Here is an 18,525-nt window from a genome sequence, read left to right on the forward strand (position 1 = left end):
GTTGACTTTTGGCACGCTGTTGAGTTCTCAAGGAACGGACACTTCCTTCGAGCCACTCTCGTGAACTCTCCGGGCGCTTCGTTCTTTCGTGTTTCAAGCTTATCAGATGTTTTCCGCCCCGTTTTACCGGAGTTTCATTCGATCGGATTTTGCTTGGGCCTTTCGGCGCTCCCGAACTCTAGCAGAGTTTCTCGGGCCGTTTTCCCGGGCTCCCATTCGAATTCATCTCTGAATCCGAACGGCAGCGGGGCAACCCGGAGAACATTACGCTCCGGGCTGCCCCGCGTCAAACCGGGCTCAGGCCCGGCCCAGCTCCTCGATCAGCGCCGCGACGAAGGCGTCGATGTCGGCCTCGGTGGTGTCGAACGCCGTCATCCAGCGGACCTCGCCGGTGTGCTCGTCCCAGAAGTAGAAGCGGTAACGCTTCTGCAGGCGCTCGCTGACCTCGCGCGGCAGGATCGCGAAGACCGCGTTGGACTCGACGGGGCGCACCACGGTGACGCCGTCTATCTCCCGGACGGCCTGCTCCAGGCGCCGGGCCATCGCGTTGGCGTGGCCGGCGTTGCGCAGCCACAGGTCGCCGGCCAGCAGCGCCTCGAACTGGACCGAGACGAAGCGCATCTTCGAGGCGAGCTGCATCGACATCTTGCGCAGGAACTTGAGGTCCCGGACCCGCTCGGGGTTGAGCACCACCACGGCCTCACCGAACAGCAGGCCGTTCTTGGTGCCGCCGTAGGAGAGCACGTCCACGCCGGCGTCCGTGGTGAACGCGCGCAGCGGCAGGCCCTGCGAGGCGGCCGCGTTGGCCAGGCGGGAGCCGTCGAGGTGGACCAGCATGCCGCGCTCGTGGGCGTGGTCGCAGATCGCCTTGATCTCCTCGGCGGTGTAGACCGTGCCGAGCTCGGTCGACTGCGCGAGGGAGACGGCGAGCGGCTGGGCGCGGTGCTCGTCGCCCCAGCCCCAGGCCTGGAGGTCGATCAGCTCGGGGGTGAGCTTGCCGTCCGGGGTGGGGACGGTGAGCACCTTGATGCCGGCGATCTTCTCCGGCGCCCCGCACTCGTCCACGTTGATGTGCGCGCTCTCCGCGGCCACGACCGCGCCCCAGCGCGGCAGCAGCGCCTGGAGGGCGACCACGTTGGCCCCGGTGCCGTTGAAGACCGGGAAGGCCTCGGCCCGGTCGCCGAAGTGCCTGCGGAAGACCTGCTGGAGGTGCTCGGTGTACTGGTCCTCGCCGTACGCGATCTGGTGACCCCCGTTGGCCACCGCGAATGCGGCCAGGATCTCGGGGTGGACGCCGGCGTAGTTGTCGCTGGCGAAGCCCCGGACGGAGGGGTCGTGGTGGCGTACGGCGTCGGTGTGCGGGTCGGTCATCGGGCTGTCAGCCACAGGTGCTGTCCGTTCAGTTCTGCTGCGGGGCGGTCCCAGAGGCCCGCCAGGTGCTCGGCCAGGTCGGCGGTGTCGGTGAAGCCGGCGAACTTGGCGTCCGGCTTCTCGGCCCGCATCTCCGGGGAGACCAGGGCCTTGATCACCAGGATCGCAGCCGCCGCGGTGGGCTCGCCGTCCTCGCTGGTGGTCTCCTTCACGAAGGAGTTCGCCATGGCAAGGGTCCACGCCTCGGTGGCGGCCTTGGCGGCGGCGTACGCGGCGCCACCGGCGGTGGGCTTGTGCGCGGCCGCGGCGCCGATCATCGCGAACCGGCCGGACCCGCTGCGCAGCAGCGCGGGCTGGAAGGCCAGCGAGGTGTGCTGGAGGGTGCGGACGACGGTGTCGTGCAGGAAGTCCCAGTCGTCTATGCGGCTCTCGAAGAAGGACTTGCTCCCGCGCCAGCCGCCGACCAGGTGGAACAGGCCGTCGACGTGGCCGTGCTCGGCCTCCAGGTGGTCGGCCCAGTCGTGGACCTCCTGCGGGTCGAGGAGGTCGATGATCTGGCCGGTGATCCTGGCGCCGGGAACGGCGGTGCGGACCGCGTCGACCGCGGTGTCCAGCCGGCGCTGGTCGATGTCGGCGCCGATCACGGTCGCGCCCTCGGCCGCGAGACGGCGCATGGTGGCCTGGCCGGCCGGGCCGCTGGCTCCGGCGACCGCGATGACCTTGCCTTCGAGACGGGGGGTGCTCACGCGGCGACTCCCTCGATGCCGGCACCGGTGATGCCGGTGGTGGCGGCGATGACGCCGCTGAGCTTCTTGGACAGGGCCTCGTAGAACATGCTCAGCGGGAACTCGTCCGGGTGGACGGCGTCGCACAGGGCCTTGTTCAGGGCCTTGCCGTCGGTGAGGTCGAGCGGCAGCGCCTCGGGGCCCTTGGCCCAGGTGGACGCGGGGTGCGGGGTGAGGTACCGGGAGACCAGCTGGTAGGCGGCGATCCAGTGCGCGGTCTTCGGCCGGTCGATGCCGTCGCGGTAGAGGGTCTCGATCTCGGCGCAGAGCTGGTTGGTGACCTCGGCGACGCGGGCCCAGTCGATGCTCAGGCGGTTGTCGCGCCAGCGCAGGGCGTCGTGCTTGTGCAGGTACGCGAAGAGCAGCTGGCCGCCCATGCCGTCGTAGTTGCGCACCCGGTCACCGCTGACCGGGAAGCGGAACATCCGGTCGAAGAGGATCGCGTACTGGACGTCGCGGCCCTGGTCGTAGCCCTCGCCCTCCAGCTTGACGGCCTCCTTGAAGGCGGTCAGGTCGCAGCGGAGCTCCTCCAGGCCGTACATCCAGAATGGGCTGCGCTGCTTGATCATGAAGGGGTCGAACGGCAGGTCGCCGTGGCTGTGGGTGCGGTCGTGCACCAGGTCCCACAGGACGAAGGTCTGCTGGGCGCGGCCCTGGTCGGCGAGCAGGCCGGAGGCGTCGGCCGGGATCTCCAGGCCGAGCAGGTCGACGGCGCTGGTGGTCACGGCTCGGAAGCGGGCGGCCTCGCGGTCGCAGAAGATGCCGCCCCAGGTGAAGCGCTCGGGGGCCTTGCGCACGGCCACGGTCTCCGGGAAGAGCACCGCGGAGTTGGTGTCGTAGCCGGCCGTGAAGTCGGTGAAGGTGATCGGCACGAACATCGGGTTGTCGAAGCGGCTGCGCTCCAGCTCGGCCAGCCAGTCCGGCCAGACGACCTTGAGCAGGACGGCCTCGAGGTTGCGGTTCGGGTTGCCGTTCTGGGTGTACATCGGGAAGACCACGAGGTGGTCGAGGCCGTCGACACGCTGCTCGGCGGGCTGGAAGGCGAGCAGCGAGTCGAGGAAGTCGGGCTCGCGGTAGCCGGTGTCGGCCCACTTGCCGAGGTCCGCCTGCACGGCGGCGAGGTACTCGGCGTCGTGCGGGAAGAGCGGGGCGAGCTCGGCGACAGCGGCTCTGACGCTCTCGATCAGCGGGTCGACGCTGTGCCGCTGGACGGCGGCCAGGTCGATCGAGCCGTCCTTGGACTGGAGCGGTCGAAGCGTCTCGACAGCGTCCTTGAGGCGAAGCCAGGCCGGGTGACCGGCCGGGCCGGTGGCGGCGGGGTCGCCCGCTACCGCGAGCTTCGGCGAAAGATTCTGCATTGGAGACTCACTTCGACAGGAGTATTTCGACATGACCACCATAGATACGAAAGGTTCTCCTGTTCAAGGGGGGTCGGGGGGTACTCCGTGCGATCCGGGCAACAGTCCGCGATGTGGACGGTTGTCTGGACGTTCTGGACACCGGCCCGGGCGGGGTGCCAGTCTCCGGGCATGCTCCCGGCGGTGAATTCGGTGGCGGTACGCCACCTCGACCCCCTCCCGGTGCCTTCCTGTCGTCCGAGCGCCGGCTGCGGCTGTCGCTCCTGACGATCCCGGGGCGCCGCGCGGGTGCCGTCGTACGCCGACCATGCCCCGAGTCCCGCAGCCCCGCCACCGCTGACCACGCGGTGTCCGCCGTGCGCGTGGTGGGCACGATCGTTCCCGGAATGCCCGCCGGGGTCCGCACACCACCCGGTCGCCCCGCCCGGTCCCACCCGTGCCGGCGGCGCCGGAGACGTCCCGCTCCCCTCCTCACCTCTGGAGTCCTGCCATGACCTCCCTCCCTGCCCTGTCCGCCGGCCGGCCCGCGGTGCGTGCCGCACTGCTGCTGGCCGCCGTGGTGGCGGCCGCCCCGGTGCTGGCCGGCTGCGCGCCGCAGGACGCGGCGACCTCCGGCGCCGCGACCGCGAGCGGCTCGGCCGGGTCCTGCGAGAAGGGGGCCCTCGCGACCAGGAAGGCCGGCACGCTGACCATCGGCACCGACAAGCCGGCGTACGAGCCGTGGTTCTCCGGGGACGACCCGTCCAACGGCAAGGGGTACGAGGCCGCGGTGGCCTACGCCGTGGCGGACCGGCTCGGGTACCCGAAGGAGAAGGTGAGCTGGGTGGTCAGCCCGTTCAACAAGGCCTTCGCGCCCGGCGCCAAGGACTTCGACCTCGACATCAACCAGGTGTCGGTGAGCGAGGAGCGCCGGCAGGCGGTCGACTTCTCCCCCGGCTACTACCAGGTGCGCCAGACCGTGGTGGCGCTGAAGGGCTCCAGGTTCGCCTCGGCCCGCAGCCTGGCGGACCTCCGGGGCGCCAAGCTGGGCGCGCAGGTCGGCACCACCAGCCTGGCGGCCGTGACCGACCAGATCAAGCCGTCGGTGCAGCCGGCCGTCTTCGACAGCAACGACCTGGCGAAGAGCGCGCTGAAGAACGGCCAGATCGACGCCCTGGTGCTGGACCTGCCCACCGCGTTCTACGTCACCGGCGCCGAGGTGCCGGACGCCCAGGTGGTCGGGCAACTGGAGGGCACCGGCGCCGACCCGGAGGAGTTCGGGCTGGTGCTGGACAAGGGCAGCGCCCTGACCGGCTGCGTCGGCCGGGCCGTCGAGGCGCTGCGCGCGGACGGCACGCTGGCGGCGCTGGAGAAGCAGTGGCTGTCGGACGCGGTCGCCGCGCCGGTCCTGAAGTGAGCAGCCTGGTCGAACCGGCACCGCCCACCGAGGACGGCTACCGGCCGTCCCCGCGGCGGCTCGCCCGGGAGGCGTACCGCCGGCGGCGCTCGCGGCGGGCGGCGCTGGTGGCCACCGTGAGCACCGCCGGCACGGCGCTGGCGCTGGGCCTGCTGGTGGTCAACTCGCCGGGCTGGCAGCGCACCAAGGAGACCTTCCTCGACCTCGACCGGGCCCGCGAGGCGCTGCCGAAGGTGCTGGAGGGCCTGTGGGTCAACCTGGAGCTGACGCTGGTCTGCGGGGCGCTGATCGTGGTGTTCGGGCTGCTGCTGGCGATCCTGCGGACACTGCGCGGTCCGGTGCTGCTGCCGGTGCGGCTGCTGGCGACCGCGTACGTGGACTTCTTCCTCGGCCTGCCCCTGATCATCTGCCTGCTGATCCTGATCACCGGGGTGCCGGCGCTGCGGCTCACCGGGGTCACCGCCGATCCGCTGCTGCTGGGCGGCGCGGCCCTGGTGCTCACCTACTCTGCGTACGTCTCGGAAGTGTTCCGCGCCGGCATCCAGGCGGTCCATCCGAGCCAGCGTGCCGCGGCCCGCTCGCTCGGTCTGAGCAACGCCCAGGCGATGCGGTACGTGGTGCTGCCGCAGGCCGTGCGCCGGGTGGTGCCGCCGCTGCTGAACCAGCTGGTGTCGCTGCAGAAGGACAGCGGTCTGGTGTCGATCGGCGGGGTCATCGACGCGGTCTACGCGGCCAAGATCATCACGGGCCGGACCTTCAACTACACGCCCTATCTGGTCGCGGCGCTGGTCTTCGTCGCCCTCACCATCCCGCTGACCAGGCTCACCGACTGGGTGAGCGCCCGGATGAGCGGGCGCGAGCAGCAGGGAGGTGCGGTATGACGGCGCAGGCCACCCCGGTGTTGCGGCTGGAGTCCGTGCGCAAGGCCTTCGGCGGCCGGCCGGTGCTGCGGGACGTCGACCTGACCGTCCCGGCGCACTCGGTGACGGCGCTGATCGGGGCCTCCGGCTCCGGCAAGTCCACCTTGATCCGCTGCGCCAACCTGCTGGAGGAGATCGACGACGGCGCGGTCTTCCTGGACGGCGAGGAGATCACCGACCCGCGGGCCGACCAGGACGCGGTACGGCGCCGGATCGGCGTGGTCTTCCAGTCCTACAACCTCTTCCCGCACCTGACGGTGCTCCAGAACGTCACCCTCGCACCGCGCCGGGTGCACCGGGTCCCGCGGGCCGAGGCCGAGGCCCGGGCGCTCGAACTGCTCGACCGGCTCGGGCTGGCGGCGCGCGCCGGGGAGTACCCCGATCGGCTCTCCGGCGGCCAGCAGCAACGGGTGGCGATCGTCCGGGCCCTGGCCACCGGGCCCCGACTGCTGCTGCTGGACGAGATCACGGCGGCGCTCGACCCCGAGCTGGTCGGCGAGGTCCTGTCGGTGGTCCGGGACCTCAAGGAGCAGGGCATGACCATGGTGATCTCCACCCATGAGATGCACTTCGCCCGCGAGGTGGCGGACCAGGTCTGCTTCCTGGACGCCGGCGTGGTGCTCGAACAGGGGCCACCGGCGCAGCTCTTCGGCGATCCGCAGCAGGAGCGCACCCGCCGGTTCCTGCGGCGGACCACCGGCGCGGGGCGGTACAGCGCGCCGGGCTGAGCAACCGGGCGCCGGGGCGGGCCGAACGCCCAGCGCGGGGCGGGCGCCGGCGGTCAGCCGCCGGCGCGCGCCCGGACCAGCTCCGCCAGCACCGGCAGCGCGCCGAGCAGGGCCCAGCCGACGCCGATCCGCCGGAGCGTGCCCGGGGTGGCGCCGCCGAACGGGCGCCAGGAGCGACTGGCGAGCCGGAAGCACTTCTCCGCCACGCCTCCCGTGTTCAGTGCCAGTGCCGCGCCCGAGACCACCATCACCACGGTGGTGATCCACAGAACCCAGCCGTCGTGCCCCGCTGTCCCCATTCGATCCCCCCTGTCGTCCGTCTCCCGCCCACCCTCGCACAGCGGATGGGCCTTTCGGCGGGCAAGCCCCCGTGCGCCCCGTACGCGCCCTGCCCGGGCAGGTCCCCGCTCGGCGACCGTGGACCCTGAACCCGTCTGCACGCAGGTCGAGGGGGCGCCCATGCACGGCCCGGCCGTGGTCACCTGGCTGGTGGCCGCCCTGTCGGCGGGCGCCGCGGCGCTCTGCGCACTGCGGCTACGCACCGGCGCCGGCCGCGGTTGCGCGGGGGCGGCGAGCGGTCCGGCGGACCGCGAGTCCGACACCGCCGAGGCACTGATGGCGCTGGGCATGGCCGGCATGGCGCTGCTGCCGGGCCCGGTCTGGGGCTGGCTGTTCACCGTGCTGGCCGGGGCCATGCTGCTGGGCGCCCTGGGCCGGGTCGGCTCGTCCGGCCCGCGCGCACACCGGCTGCACCACGGGGTCGGGGCGCTCGCCATGGCGTACATGGCCCTGGCGATGCCGGCCGGGGCGGCCCACGCACACCACATGGCCGCCGGGCTGCCGCCGGTGACCGGGGCCCTGCTGGTCTACTTCGGCGCCTACTCGCTGTGGAGCGGCAGCCGGCTGCTCTCCGCCCCCGCCCGCACGGGAGCGGTCGCCGGGCTGGTGGCGGCCGCCGGTCCGGCCGCGGTCCTGGGCGGTCTCGGCCGGGCCTGCCGGGTGGCGATGGGGATCGGGATGTTCGCGATGCTGCTGACGATGTGACAGCTGCCTGCGCGGCCGGCGACCGGGCCTCCGGTCCGACTTCGTCCCGGCGACCACCCGGTGGTGCCCCGCCGGTACGGTGGCCGAAATCGACCAAGGGGGACCAGCAGGTGGACGGTGACCCGCGAGGTGCGGCGGTCATGGCGCTCGGTGAGCTCGGGCGGAGCCACGACCACCGTGACCGGGCGGATGCCGGTCACGGCCTGGCAGCCTTCGCCGAGCTGCCGGAGGCGTTCCAGGCGTTGCTGGAGCTCGTGCTCGACCCGGGCGACACCTTCGTCACCCGGGTGACCGCCGAAGCCGTGCTCCGTCGGAAGGACCGGACCGGGCTGGCACCGGTGGCATCCGCACCGGCCGTCGCCGATGACAATCACGCCGACTGGATCGAGACCGCGGTGCGGGACGTCTTCAGCATCTTCTCCGACGACCGGGACGACGCGCTGGAGCTGTGCGCGGAGTTGTCATGGGAGACCGGCGACCGCGTGCGCTCCGGGGCTCGTCGGCTGCAGGACATCCTGGCCGAGCTCGATCCCGTGCTCGGACCTGCGGTCTAGGGCGAACGCCGCGGGAGCCCGGGCGGTCGACACGACGGGCTGCCCGGGTGCGGATGCGGCGTGGTCTTGGTCACTGCTGCCGGTTGCCCGCCCCAAGACGCCCGCCGGGCGCATAGGTTGGGGGTGCGCACCGCCGCGCGCCCGTCCTCCCCGGGGGGAGCATCTGCCATGACGGCCCTGCTCAGCCTGTTGCTGCTCGGAGTGCTGCTCGCCACCGTGGCCCCCGGCCGACTGGCCCGGGCCCGCTGGGCCGAGCGAGAACCCGTGCTGGCGCTGTGCGTCTGGCAGTGCCTGGTGGTCGCGGTGCTGCTGTGCTGCGTGCTGAGCCTGCTGCTGGCCTGCGCCGCCGCGCTGCCGGAGCTGCGGGCGCTGGTGTTCACGGGTGCGCCGCACGGGGTCGAGGCGGCGTACGGCCTGGCGGACGCGGCGGGTTGGGGCCGGCTCTGGGCCGCGCTGCTCGCCGCCGGCGGGCTGTGGACGGCGGTCTCCCTGGTCCGCGAGGTCCGGGCGGCCCGGGCGCTGCGCGACCACCAGCACGACCGGCTCAGCCGCTCCGCCCCGGAGCTGCCGCCCGGGCTGGGCGCGGCCGAGCGGGCCAGGGAGCGGCTGGTGGTGCTGGAGGACGCCCGGGCCCAGGCCTGGTCGCTGCCCGGCTCGGCGGCCCGGCTGGTGGTCACCACCGGCGCCCTTCAGCAGCTGAGTCAGCGGGAGCTGGCGGCGGTGCTGAGCCATGAGCGCGGCCACGTCCGGGCCAGGCACCACTGGCTGTCGCAGTGCGCGCAGGCCCTCGCCGACGGCTTCCCCGGGGTCGGGGTGTTCAGTGCCTTCCGCGACCAGGTCGGCGAGTTGGTCGAGTTGGCGGCCGACGACCGGGCGGCCCGCCGGCACGGCCGGCTGACCACGGCGCTCGCCCTGGTCGAGCTCAACTCCGGCCGGGGGGTGTTCGGTTCATGCACCCCGCAGCAGCTCGCCCAGTCGCCGCGCCGGGTCGACCGGCTGCTCGCGGGCGAGCCGAGGCTGCGCAAGGCGCACCGGCTGCGGCTCACCCTGGCGGCGCTGGCGGCGCCGGCCGCCGCCGTCCTGCTGGCCGCCTGGCCGGGGCTGTCCGCACTGCTCTGAGCCGCCCGCGCCCGACCGACCGGGCGCGTAGGTCGCGCAGGCGGCCGGTCGCGCCGGGGGCCGGTCGCGCCGGGGGCCGGTCGCGCCGGGCCGGCCGTCAGCCGCGCCCGGCGCCGCCGTCCGTGAGGGTGCGGGCGAGGATCTCGCGGTGCAGCGGCCTGGCCTCCCGGTAGCGGGTGCGGCCATCCTCGGTGAGGGCGACGTAGATGCCGCGGCGGTCGACCTGGCAGATCGCCCGCTCCACCAGGCCGGCCTTCTCCAGCCGGCCGATCAGCCGGGAGAGCGCGCTCTGGCTGAGGTGCACGGTGCAGGCCAGGTCCTGGACCCGGAGCCCCGCCTCCCGGGGGGCCTGCTCGTCCTCCCAGAGCCGCTCCAGCACCTCGAACTCGCTCATGCCGAGGTCGTACCGCTCCCCCAGCTCCCGGTCCAGCGCGCAGGCGGCCGCCGCGTGGCGGGCCAGCAGGGCGCGCCACTCGGCGACCAGGGCCGGGTCTGGGGGCGTGTCGAGTTCAGTCACCCTCGCACCCTACCACGTGCACGGTAACTTATTGCAGCCTCATTAAATGCGCTTGCACTCAATGCATGTGCATGTAGTCTCCTGCCATGACCTCAGCCGATCCCGCCCTCGCCGCCGCCGGCGGCCGTCCGGACACCCAGTGGAGCCCACGCCTGTCGGGCACGCTGGTCGTCCTGTGCGCCGCGATGTTCCTCGACGCCCTCGACGTCTCGATGGTCGGTGTCGCCCTGCCGTCCATCGGGGCGGACCTGCACCTCTCCACCTCCACCCTCCAGTGGGTGGTCAGCGGCTACGTCCTCGGCTACGGCGGCCTGCTGCTGCTCGGCGGCCGCGCGGCCGACCTGCTCGGCCGCCGGCGCGTGTTCCTGGTCGCGCTGGCCGTCTTCGCCGGCGCCTCGCTGCTCGGCGGCCTGGTCGACGACGGCGCGCTGCTGATCGCCGCCCGCTTCCTCAAGGGGGTCAGCGCCGCGTTCACCGCTCCGGCCGGCCTGTCCATCATCACCACCACCTTCGCCGAGGGCCCGGCCCGCAACCGCGCCCTCAGCATCTACACCACCTGCGGTGCGAGCGGCTTCTCGCTCGGCCTGGTGCTGAGCGGGCTGCTCACCTCGGCCGGCTGGCGCTGGACCTTCCTGATGCCCGTGCCGGTCGCCCTGCTCGCGCTGGCGTTCGCGATCCGGCTGCTGCCCCGCCAGGCCGCGCCCGAGCGCGCGAAGGGCGGGTACGACGTGGCCGGCGCCGTCACCGGCACCGGGGCCCTGCTGCTGCTGGTCTTCACCCTGACCGAGGCCCAGGGCGCGGGCTGGGCCAGCCTGCGCACCCTCGGCTCGCTCGCCGTGGTGGCCGCGCTGACCACCGCCTTCCTGCTGATCGAGTCGCGCACCGCGCACCCGCTGGTGCGGCTCGGCATCTTCCGCAACGGCGGTGTGGCCCGGGCCAACCTGACCGCTTTCACGCTGTTCGGCTCCTACGCGGGCTTCCAGTTCATCACCACGCTCTACCTGCAGCGGCTGCTCGGCTGGTCGGCCCTGGAGATGGCCTTCGGCCTGCTGCCGGCCGGCGCGCTGGTCGCCCTGTCGGCGACCCGGATGGGAGCGATCATCGACCGGTTCGGCACCGGCCGGCTGCTGCCGATCGGGGTGCTGGCACTGACCGCCGGCTACGCGAGCTTCCTGCGCCTCGGCGAGCACAGCGGCTTCGTGACCCTGGTGCTGCCGAGCATGGTGCTGCTGGGCATCGGGTTCGCGCTCGCCTTCCCCTCCGTCAACATCAACGCCACCAGCGGGGTCGCGGACGAGGAGCAGGGTCTCGCCTCGGGGCTGGTCAACACGGCCTTCCAGGTCGGCAGCGCGATCGTGCTGGCGATCACCACCGCCGTGATCACCGCGGGCAGCGCGGGCGGTGACAGCCCGCAGGCCCAACTCGACGGATACCGCCCGGCGTTGCTGCTGGTGACCGGGATCGCGGCGCTCGGCCTGCTGGTCACCCTGATCGGTGCGGCGGTGGAGCGGCGGGCCAGGCCCGCGGCCTCGGTGCCGGACTACCGCTACGGGCCGGCCGCCGGAGTCGAGGCGGGCACCGCGGCCGAGGCGGGCGCGGGGCGCAAGGAGCTGTCCGAGCTCTGAACCGTCGAACGAACGGCCCTGGTGCCGGCTCCACCAAACCCCCGTGTTGGTGGAGCCGGCACTTCGGCGTACCGCCCCGGGGTGGTGTCCGGACGTACCCGGATCCCTCGTCGGCGGGTGACCCGGCCAGTATATTGGCCGGGAGCCAATGAACGTTCGGAGCTGACACGATGGCACCTCGCGGGGAATCGGTCAATGAGGAGATGCGCCGGCGCTCGCGTCGACGCATCCTCAAGGCCACCGTCGAGCTGGTCGACCAGCACGGATACGGCCGGACCACGCTGGGCGACATCGCGGAGCGGGCGGGCCTCGCCCGCGGCCTGGTCTCCTACTACTTCGACGGCAAACGGCTGCTGATGCAGGCGGCGACCCATCGGCTGATGCACCTGGAGCTGGCCGCGGCCCTGTCCGGGCTGCGGCCCGGCGCCTCGCCGGACGCCCGGCTGGCCCGTGCCATCGACGCGGTGCTCCAGGTCGCCCTGGAACACCCGCTGGTCATGCGGTCGCACCTGGCGCTCATCCTGGAGCCGGACTCCGGCGCCTTCGTCCAGGATCCGGAGCAGCAGCAACTCGGCGGGATCATCCGTGAGTTGCTCCGTGACTGGGGCGCACCGGACCCGGTCGCCGAGCACGCCGTGCTGCGCAGCGCGCTGATGGGTGCCTGCATCGGGGTGCTGCTGCCGGGGGCCGCCGTCCCGTTGGCCCCGATCCGGGCCGACCTGTTCGCGCGCTACGGGTTGGCCTGGGAGCTGGGGGTGCCGCCGCAGCCGCAGGCGCCCGACCGGCCGCAGCCGTCGGTACGGGCCTGACCGGGCACCGGCGCCGGTACGACGCCGGCCGGTCGGCCGGGTCTCAGCGGTCCTTGAGGATGCCGGCGAGCAGGTCGACGGTCTGGCCCGGGGTCAGGCTGTCCACGCAGAGCCGCTCCATCACCTGGATGTAGGCGTCGACGTCGTCCCGCTTGTCCAGGTAGAGCGCGCTGGTGAGCTGCTCCAGATAGACCACGTCCGCCAGGTCCTGCTCGGGGAAGCGCAGGATGGAGAAGGCGCCGCTCTCGCCGGCGTGCGCGCCGAACCGGAACGGCATCACCTGGACGACCACGTTGCCGTGCTCGGACATGTCGATCAGATGCTGGACCTGGGCGCGCATCACCTTGGGCCCACCGACCGGACGCCGCAGCGCCGCCTCGTCGATGACCGCCCAGAGCTTGGGCCCCTGGTTCTCGGTCAGCAGGCTCTGGCGCCGCATCCGCAGGCTGACCCGGCGCTCGATCTCCTCCTCGGCGAGCGCGGGGCGGCTCTGACCGAAGATCGCGCGGGCGTACTCCTCGCACTGGAGCAGACCGGGGATGAACTGCACCTCGTAGGTGCGGATCAGCGCCGCGGCCTCCTCCAGACCGATGTAGGTCTGGAACCAGTTGGGCAGCACATCGGTGAAGCTGTGCCACCAGCCGGACTTGTTGGCCTCGCGGACCAGGCCGAGCAGTGCCTCGCGCTCGGTGCCGTCGTTGACGCCGTAGAGGCTGAGCAGGTCGGCGACGTCGCGCTCCTTGAAGCTCACCCGGCCCAGCTCCATCCGGCTGATCTTGGACTCGGAGGCGCGGATGGCGTAGCCGGCGTCCTCGCGGGTGATGGCGCGTCCTTCGCGAAGGCGGCGGAGCTGGAGCCGAGGAGGATCCGGCGCACCATCGAACCACCACCGGGCTGAACTGTGGTCATGCGGTCGAAACCTCCACCTCGGGCAAACAGCGCACAGTCTGCCATCAGTTGAGCGCTCTCGGTGCCGGTACTGGTGCAACGATCTACCAGTTCTGCATCACACCCACCATCTTGCACGTGCATTCGGCGCTTGCATATGCCAATCCTCCGACTGCACGTGAATCGACTCTTGCATCTGCAGTGAGCGCAGAGGACCATGGTGCACGTGCACCTGCACACCCCTGGCAATTCCGCGGGCTCCGCCTCGACCTCATGCGCGAACCGCACGCCGTACCCGGCAGCGCAGTTCGCGCAGCCGGATTCGCGTGCGCGCGAGAGGTCGTCGGGCGCAGCGGCCGCGCGGCCGAGCGAGTCGGAGGTGACCGGCATGACCCCGGCGGGTCCAGCCGTGTCGGCCCCCTTATGGGAGGAGCTCTTCATGAGCACCGGAACGGCGCTGGCGACCGACCCCCACGTGGTCAGCTGTACCCTCGCTCCCCGCTTCGAAGCCGTCAGAACCGCGCGCGAGTTCGCCAGATCGACGCTGCAGGGATGGGGCCTGGGGGAGCTCTTCGACGATGTCTCGCTGGTCGCCTCGGAGCTGGTGACCAACGCGCTCCGGCACGCCCTCGGGGCGGCCGAGCCCGCCCGCCTGCCGGCCCAGCCGGGGCCGCGGCAGGCTCCCGACGCCGCGCTGCCGATCCGAATAAGCCTGGTGCACCGCTCACCCCAGGTGGTGTGCGCGGTCAGCGACCCGAGCAGCACCGGGCCGGTGGCCAGGGAGGCCGACTTCGTCGCCGAGTCCGGTCGCGGACTGCACCTGGTGGACTCCTTCAGCCGCTCCTGGGGCTGGCACCCGCTGGCCGGCGCGGGCAAGGTGGTCTGGGCACTGTTCGAGGCGGCTCCCGAGGCGCCCGTCGCCGGGCGCCACCGCCGATCGGCCTGAGCCCGGCCCGGCGCGGGCCGTCGCCCGCGCGCCCGAGCCCCCTCGTGCGCGCGCCCCTGGCACCCGCACCCTCTCTCCTTCCATCCGCGGCCCTGCGCGCGCCCGACCCGGAGAACACCGAGGCCGCCGTGGCGACTACGCCCACGACGGCCCTTTCTCGTCCCTGGTTCGGCGGGGCGTCAGTTCGCCCCCGCGGCGAGGTGGTCGAACTCCCCGTCCTTCACACCGAGCAGCATCGCCGTGATCTCGGCCCGGGTGTAGACCAGCGCCGGGCCGTCCGGGAAGCGCGAGTTCCGCATCGCGACCTCTCCACCGGGGAGAGCCGCGAACTCCACGCAATTGCCCTGGGAGTTACTGTGCCGGCTCTTCTGCCAGACCACGCCGTCGAGGTCCGCAGCCGCCATGCCGTTGAAAGCTTCACCCATTGAAATCTCCCCGATTGACCGGCGATGTCCTCACCTGACGTGATGATAGCCCGGCTGCACGTGCATCAGCACGGGATGCCGACCGTGCTGATGCACGACACGAGTGGGGCTACAGAACGGTTCCACCAAGGCTGCTGACGGTACGGAACCGGACAAACCGCAGCGAACCACGACCGACCCGATGACCGTCCGTACACCCCGCCGAGCACCGTGTCGATCTTCGATCGGAGCCGCGCAGCTCACGGGCAGTCACCTCCGGCCAGTGTGAGCCGCATCACGGTGGATCCACCGAAGTGTCCGTGGCCCGACATGGAATGGGGGATGGTTTGGCCGGAAATGCGCGACTTGTCCAGCACGGTTTCACCCACTCCTGGGATCCGACTGCAGGGGAACCGGCCGAATGTCCTACGATCTCCGCCATGAGCACCGCAGCGATCCCGGGCGCGCCACTGCCCGTCCGTACGCCAGGCTCCCGTGCGCGGGGGCGCCACCGTCGTCCTGAGCGCCCGGAGATCCCGGTCGGCTCCCCGGCCCTGGTGCTCGCGGTGCCCGCCGCGGCCGGTCCGGAGTCCCGTCCCGTGGTGGACGAGCTGCTCTCGATCGTGCGCGGCGAGCAGCCCGGCATCGAGGCCGCCGCCGCCTACCTGAGCGTCAGCGAGGGCACCGAGGACGCCGTGACGGTGGCCGAGCTGCTCGCGCAGGCCACCTCCGCGGGCTACCCGGCGCCGGTCGTGGTGCCGCTGCTGACCGGTCCGCACGGCCGGCTGGCCGAGCTGCACCAGGTGGCCGCCGAGGCCGGTTCGGCCGTCACCGACGCGCTCGGCCCGCACCCGCTGCTGGCCGAGGCCGTGCACGTGCGGCTCTCCGAGGCCGGTCTGGCCCGCGCCGACCGCGCCCGGCTGTTCGCCATCACCACGGCCGCGGACGGCATCGTGCTGACCGTGGTCGGCGGTGAGGAGGCCGCCACGGCCGCCGGCATCACCGGCGTGCTGCTGGCCGCCCGCCTGGCCGTCCCGGTGGTGGCCGCCGCGCTGGACGTCCCGGGCTCGGTGGCCGCCGCCGTCGACCACCTGCGGGCCACCGGCTCGCAGCGCCCCGCGCTCGCCCCGCTGGTGATCGGCCCGGAGGCCGACCCCGAGCTGCTGGCGACCGCGGCCGAGGAGACCGGCTGCCCGAGCGCCGCCCCGCTGGGCGCGTACCCGACGGTCGGTCAGCTGATCGCCGGCATCTACCTCGCCGAGCTGCCGCCCCCGGCGCCGGTCGAGGAGCCCGTCGAGGAGCAGCCCGCCGGCTGAGCCCGACCAGGCACGTACCTCGGCCCGGGCTGCCCCGGTCACGCTTCGGCCCCGGCCACCCGCTGACGGGTGGCCGGGGCCGAAGCCGTTCCTGCCGCGGGCCGCGCGGGCACCGGAGCCCGGTGGGCCGAGCGGCGCCGGTCAGCCCACCCGGCCGGTGGGCGCCGCGATGTCACTCAGCTTCAGCGCCGGGGTCACCGGCTGACGCGGGCCGTCGGGCACGCTGACCGGGGCGACCGAGGCGTTCCACTGCGGCGCCGAGCTGCCGCCGCCCTTGTCCGGTTTGGTCAGCTGGACGGCCTGGCTCTCGCCCGCCTTGCGCAGCACGATCCGCTCAGGGGTGGGCGACTCCGGGTCCAGCCAGACCTCGTTGCCGCTGAACGAGCAGTCCAGCACCTCGACGGAGTCCGGCTGCCCGTCGGAGGTCGCCCGGAAGGCGATGCCGGCCTTGCGGTAGCCGGTCAGCCGGCAGCGGCTGATCGTCACCGGCTGCCCGGCCAGCTGGTGCTTGGCCGTGGCGACGGCGAAGTCGGACTGCCCGGCGGCGTCGATCAGCAGGCCGTCGAAGACCGTCCCCTTGTCCCGCCCCAGCGCGTGCACCGCGATCCCGCCGGCGGCGTTGCCGTACAGGACGCTCGCCGTGTAGTCGAAGTCGTTCAGGTACGCGCCGTGCTCGATGCCCCAGCCGCCGTTGTGGTAGGCGACGAACTGGCCCACGGTGTGGTGGTGCTGGGCGTTGAGCCAGACGAAGATGCCGTTCTCCAGGTTGTTGTGGGCCAGGCACCGCTCGAAGGTCCAGACCCCCTCGCTGGTCTCCGGCCACTCGTACCCGGAGGCACCGGTGGCGCCCTGGACGCCGACCGCCACGCAGCCGCTCGCCTTGCTGCCGCTGCCCGCGCCGAGGCTGAACCCGGTCAGCCGGTAGCCGCGCGGGTTGGGCTCGAAGACCGTCCGGGAGGCGACGCAGGAGTCGTAGAGGATGTCGTCGGACGGCCCCTGCGGGGTACGGGTGTCCTGCGGACCGTCCCACCAGTAGGCGTCCTCCCAGGTGTTGTGGCTGATGCAGCTGCGGAAGGTGACGCCGTGGCTCATGTGCGGGACGAAGGCGTGGTTGCCCGTGTCGCGCACCACCACGCCCTCCACCACGGTGCCCCGGCTGGCGTCGGCGAGCATGTGGAAGTGCAGCCCGTAGCGCCCGAGCACCGGCTCGGTGACGGGCTTTCCGTTCCACTGGTCCTTGCCGTTGGCCCGCGGGCCGAGCCAGCGCAGCGCGGCGTGCCGCACGTCCGCGTGGCGGGAGCTGGTGAGGTGGATGTGGGCCCGGCCCTGCTCGGTGCCCTCGACCCGAACGTTGCGGGTCAGGTTGAGCACCTCGGCGCCGACGGTGACCCCGCCGCCGACCGCGACCCGCGGGTGGGCGTACTTCAACGGGCCGTCAAGGACCACGGTGCTGCCCTTGACCTGACGGACCGTGCGCAGGTCGTACTGGGTGGAGAAGTCCTCGCCGTCGGGGGGCGCGGTCGGGGTGACGGCCAGTTCGTCACCGACCTGCCAGCCGGTCGGCGCGGCGGCCAGCGTGATGCTGCTGTCGCCCGCCTTGAGCGCGCCGGCCGCCCGCACCCAGGCCGTCCGGGGCGAGCCGTCCAGCCGCAGGTAGCCGGCGCCGCTCACCCAGAGCCCGGTGTCGGTGTCGATCACGGTCATCCCGCCGCCCTTGAACCGGCTCTCGTCCACGCCCGGGAACTTCAGGGTGTGCACGACCGTGTCCCCGGGGGCGAGGCTGAGGCTGCCGCGGACCTCGATGTTGCCGGCCGCGCTCAGGGTGAGGCTGCGGTCCTTGGCGAAGACCAGCGAGCCGGTCGGCTCGATCAGCAGCGAGCCCACCGCCGCGTCGGCGTCGAGCAGCACCTGGTCGGTGATCCGCACCGCCGACTTCGGCCCCGGCACCGCTCCGCCCCAGCCCGCCGGGTCGGACCAGTGGCGGCCACCCTCGGGCACCGTCGGGGCCGGCTGCGAGGGCGGCGGCGCGGCACTGCTCGGCGCGGGCGGTGAGCCGTGCTGGTGGCCGCCGGGCGTCGCACCGGGCGAGGTGCGGCCCGGCCCCGGGCGCCGGGAACCGACCGGGGCCTGCCGGACGACCTCCTCCCCGGTGACCGCCGCGACGATTCCGACGGCCCCCCAGATCAGTAGCCTGCGCCGGGCGATACGTCCCTTATGGTCCGGTTCGGCCCGATGCGAGCGGGGCCGGCGCGGCGGCGACTGCGGCCCGGCGCCGTCGCCGGGCTCCGGCGGTCTCTCCTCGAACTCCATGATCGGTTACCCCTCCCCCAGGCCGCAGGTCCGGCTCTGCCGACTGAAGCATAGGCAAGTCCCCATCCGATAAAGGCTTTTGCGCGAAAGCGAGCGAATATGAACGGCGCGAACGGGGTTTATCGATCTTGAGGGATCGATGCGGGCGATGTGACGGCCATCACACATATTTGCGGTTTCAACTTATCTCTGCCTAATGTCCTCCCACGTTCGTGGTCACACGGACCCAGCCACCCGGGACGCCGAGTCCTGCCGCCGGGTGGGCTGGCAGCGCATAGAACGCACCATGGCAGGAGCGGGGGAACCAGGTAGGTCGCCCGGGAGCGGTACGTCAGTGCCGGTCCGGGGCTTGGGGTGAAGCCGTGCACACGCACGGCCGGGCAACTCCAGCCCGAATCCGACAGCTCACCTCGTAGGCGTGGGAGAGGAACGCGT

At 72.7% G+C, this 18,525-nt stretch carries 17 protein-coding genes, 1 pseudogene and 1 riboswitch; of the genes and pseudogenes, 10 read left to right on the top strand and 8 right to left on the bottom strand.

Annotation, left to right across the window (positions count from 1 at the left end):
* Positions 1-297: 297 nt before the first annotated feature.
* From AB0K43_RS22335 to AB0K43_RS22345, 3 genes are read right to left on the bottom strand one after another with little or no spacing between them, the layout of a single operon-like run.
* Complete coding sequence (locus AB0K43_RS22335) at positions 298-1,371, bottom strand: low specificity L-threonine aldolase (protein WP_363642513.1); 1,074 nt, start codon at positions 1,369-1,371, stop codon at positions 298-300.
* Positions 1,368-2,117, bottom strand: coding sequence for an SDR family NAD(P)-dependent oxidoreductase (locus AB0K43_RS22340; RefSeq protein ID WP_363642370.1), 750 nt, complete (start codon positions 2,115-2,117; stop codon positions 1,368-1,370). Before AB0K43_RS22340 ends, AB0K43_RS22335 begins: the two co-directional genes overlap by 4 nt.
* Complete coding sequence (locus AB0K43_RS22345; RefSeq protein ID WP_363642372.1) at positions 2,114-3,514, bottom strand: DUF6421 family protein; 1,401 nt, start codon at positions 3,512-3,514, stop codon at positions 2,114-2,116. The genes AB0K43_RS22340 and AB0K43_RS22345 overlap by 4 nt, the downstream gene beginning before the upstream one ends.
* Before the next feature lie 490 nt (positions 3,515-4,004).
* On the opposite strand from AB0K43_RS22345, the gene AB0K43_RS22350 reads away from it, so the two are divergent.
* The 3 genes from AB0K43_RS22350 to AB0K43_RS22360 are packed head-to-tail and all read left to right on the top strand — an operon-like array spanning position 4,005 to position 6,558.
* Positions 4,005-4,910: an ABC transporter substrate-binding protein gene (locus tag AB0K43_RS22350; protein WP_363642374.1), complete on the top strand. Its 906-nt coding sequence runs from the start codon at positions 4,005-4,007 to the stop codon at positions 4,908-4,910.
* Positions 4,907-5,791 (top strand): amino acid ABC transporter permease, encoded by an 885-nt coding sequence (locus tag AB0K43_RS22355; RefSeq protein WP_363642376.1) that lies wholly within the window; start codon positions 4,907-4,909, stop codon positions 5,789-5,791. The genes AB0K43_RS22350 and AB0K43_RS22355 overlap by 4 nt, the downstream gene beginning before the upstream one ends.
* Entirely contained in the window at positions 5,788-6,558 is a 771-nt protein-coding gene (locus AB0K43_RS22360; protein WP_363642378.1) for an amino acid ABC transporter ATP-binding protein, read from the top strand. Before AB0K43_RS22355 ends, AB0K43_RS22360 begins: the two co-directional genes overlap by 4 nt.
* A 53-nt stretch (positions 6,559-6,611) precedes the next feature.
* On the opposite strand, the gene AB0K43_RS22365 is transcribed toward AB0K43_RS22360, so the two are convergent.
* Complete coding sequence (locus AB0K43_RS22365) at positions 6,612-6,857, bottom strand: hypothetical protein (protein WP_363642380.1); 246 nt, start codon at positions 6,855-6,857, stop codon at positions 6,612-6,614.
* Positions 6,858-7,017: 160 nt separating this feature from the next.
* Here AB0K43_RS22365 and AB0K43_RS22370 point away from each other — a divergent pair, with 160 nt between their 5' ends.
* The 3 genes from AB0K43_RS22370 (at position 7,018) to AB0K43_RS22380 (ending at position 9,275) form a co-directional block, all read left to right on the top strand.
* Positions 7,018-7,602, top strand: coding sequence for a DUF5134 domain-containing protein (locus AB0K43_RS22370; protein WP_363642382.1), 585 nt, complete (start codon positions 7,018-7,020; stop codon positions 7,600-7,602).
* A 140-nt stretch (positions 7,603-7,742) separates the two neighbouring features.
* Positions 7,743-8,156: a hypothetical protein gene (locus AB0K43_RS22375; RefSeq protein WP_363642384.1), complete on the top strand. Its 414-nt coding sequence runs from the start codon at positions 7,743-7,745 to the stop codon at positions 8,154-8,156.
* Positions 8,157-8,324: 168 nt separating this feature from the next.
* Positions 8,325-9,275: a M56 family metallopeptidase gene (locus AB0K43_RS22380; RefSeq protein WP_363642386.1), complete on the top strand. Its 951-nt coding sequence runs from the start codon at positions 8,325-8,327 to the stop codon at positions 9,273-9,275.
* Positions 9,276-9,372: 97 nt separating this feature from the next.
* Here the strand turns inward: AB0K43_RS22380 and AB0K43_RS22385 are convergent, their stop codons facing one another.
* On the bottom strand, positions 9,373-9,792 hold the full coding sequence (locus tag AB0K43_RS22385; protein ID WP_363642388.1) for a MarR family transcriptional regulator: 420 nt from the start codon (positions 9,790-9,792) through the stop codon (positions 9,373-9,375).
* Positions 9,793-9,878: 86 nt separating this feature from the next.
* Between AB0K43_RS22385 and AB0K43_RS22390 the strand changes: the two genes are divergently transcribed.
* Both AB0K43_RS22390 and AB0K43_RS22395 read left to right on the top strand, forming a co-directional pair.
* Entirely contained in the window at positions 9,879-11,417 is a 1,539-nt protein-coding gene (locus tag AB0K43_RS22390) for an MFS transporter (protein ID WP_363642390.1), read from the top strand.
* A 203-nt stretch (positions 11,418-11,620) separates the two neighbouring features.
* The gene (locus AB0K43_RS22395) at positions 11,621-12,226 is read left to right on the top strand and encodes a helix-turn-helix domain-containing protein (protein WP_363642392.1); all 606 of its coding nucleotides are present in this window, start codon (positions 11,621-11,623) and stop codon (positions 12,224-12,226) included.
* 43 nt (positions 12,227-12,269) lie between these two features.
* Here AB0K43_RS22395 and AB0K43_RS22400 read toward each other — a convergent pair.
* A pseudogene (locus AB0K43_RS22400) lies at positions 12,270-13,105 on the bottom strand (helix-turn-helix transcriptional regulator).
* A gap of 448 nt (positions 13,106-13,553) precedes the next feature.
* Between AB0K43_RS22400 and AB0K43_RS22405 the strand changes: the two are divergent.
* Positions 13,554-14,060 (top strand): ATP-binding protein, encoded by a 507-nt coding sequence (locus tag AB0K43_RS22405; RefSeq protein WP_363642394.1) that lies wholly within the window; start codon positions 13,554-13,556, stop codon positions 14,058-14,060.
* Between the two features lie 179 nt (positions 14,061-14,239).
* Here AB0K43_RS22405 and AB0K43_RS22410 read toward each other — a convergent pair whose 3' ends face one another.
* A complete protein-coding gene (locus AB0K43_RS22410) occupies positions 14,240-14,485 on the bottom strand; it encodes a DUF397 domain-containing protein (RefSeq protein WP_363642396.1) in 246 nt (81 codons plus the stop codon).
* Between the two features lie 419 nt (positions 14,486-14,904).
* On the opposite strand from AB0K43_RS22410, the gene AB0K43_RS22415 reads away from it, so the two are divergent.
* Positions 14,905-15,780, top strand: a complete 876-nt coding sequence (locus tag AB0K43_RS22415) for a hypothetical protein (protein WP_363642398.1) — start codon at positions 14,905-14,907, stop codon at positions 15,778-15,780.
* Positions 15,781-15,921: 141 nt separating this feature from the next.
* Here AB0K43_RS22415 and AB0K43_RS22420 read toward each other — a convergent pair whose 3' ends face one another.
* Positions 15,922-17,727: a hypothetical protein gene (locus AB0K43_RS22420; RefSeq protein ID WP_363642400.1), complete on the bottom strand. Its 1,806-nt coding sequence runs from the start codon at positions 17,725-17,727 to the stop codon at positions 15,922-15,924.
* 635 nt (positions 17,728-18,362) lie between these two features.
* Positions 18,363-18,522: riboswitch (cyclic di-AMP (ydaO/yuaA leader) on the top strand.
* Positions 18,523-18,525 lie beyond the last annotated feature (3 nt).

Source organism: Kitasatospora sp. NPDC049258, assembly GCF_040678895.1.
In the GTDB taxonomy this organism is placed as follows: Bacteria; Actinomycetota; Actinomycetes; order Streptomycetales; family Streptomycetaceae; genus Kitasatospora.

What these genes read in the sequence shown, in the direction of transcription:
- AB0K43_RS22335 (WP_363642513.1), bottom strand. Translation starts at nt 1,371, where the DNA reads ATGACCGACCCGCACACCGACGCCGTACGCCACCACGACCCCTCCGTC.
- AB0K43_RS22345 (WP_363642372.1), bottom strand. Translation starts at nt 3,514, where the DNA reads ATGCAGAATCTTTCGCCGAAGCTCGCGGTAGCGGGCGACCCCGCCGCC.
- AB0K43_RS22350 (WP_363642374.1), top strand. Translation starts at nt 4,005, where the DNA reads ATGACCTCCCTCCCTGCCCTGTCCGCCGGCCGGCCCGCGGTGCGTGCC.
- AB0K43_RS22360 (WP_363642378.1), top strand. Translation starts at nt 5,788, where the DNA reads ATGACGGCGCAGGCCACCCCGGTGTTGCGGCTGGAGTCCGTGCGCAAG.
- AB0K43_RS22365 (WP_363642380.1), bottom strand. Translation starts at nt 6,857, where the DNA reads ATGGGGACAGCGGGGCACGACGGCTGGGTTCTGTGGATCACCACCGTG.
- AB0K43_RS22370 (WP_363642382.1), top strand. Translation starts at nt 7,018, where the DNA reads ATGCACGGCCCGGCCGTGGTCACCTGGCTGGTGGCCGCCCTGTCGGCG.
- AB0K43_RS22375 (WP_363642384.1), top strand. Translation starts at nt 7,743, where the DNA reads ATGGCGCTCGGTGAGCTCGGGCGGAGCCACGACCACCGTGACCGGGCG.
- AB0K43_RS22380 (WP_363642386.1), top strand. Translation starts at nt 8,325, where the DNA reads ATGACGGCCCTGCTCAGCCTGTTGCTGCTCGGAGTGCTGCTCGCCACC.
- AB0K43_RS22390 (WP_363642390.1), top strand. Translation starts at nt 9,879, where the DNA reads ATGACCTCAGCCGATCCCGCCCTCGCCGCCGCCGGCGGCCGTCCGGAC.
- AB0K43_RS22395 (WP_363642392.1), top strand. Translation starts at nt 11,621, where the DNA reads ATGCGCCGGCGCTCGCGTCGACGCATCCTCAAGGCCACCGTCGAGCTG.
- AB0K43_RS22405 (WP_363642394.1), top strand. Translation starts at nt 13,554, where the DNA reads ATGAGCACCGGAACGGCGCTGGCGACCGACCCCCACGTGGTCAGCTGT.
- AB0K43_RS22410 (WP_363642396.1), bottom strand. Translation starts at nt 14,485, where the DNA reads ATGGGTGAAGCTTTCAACGGCATGGCGGCTGCGGACCTCGACGGCGTG.
- AB0K43_RS22415 (WP_363642398.1), top strand. Translation starts at nt 14,905, where the DNA reads ATGAGCACCGCAGCGATCCCGGGCGCGCCACTGCCCGTCCGTACGCCA.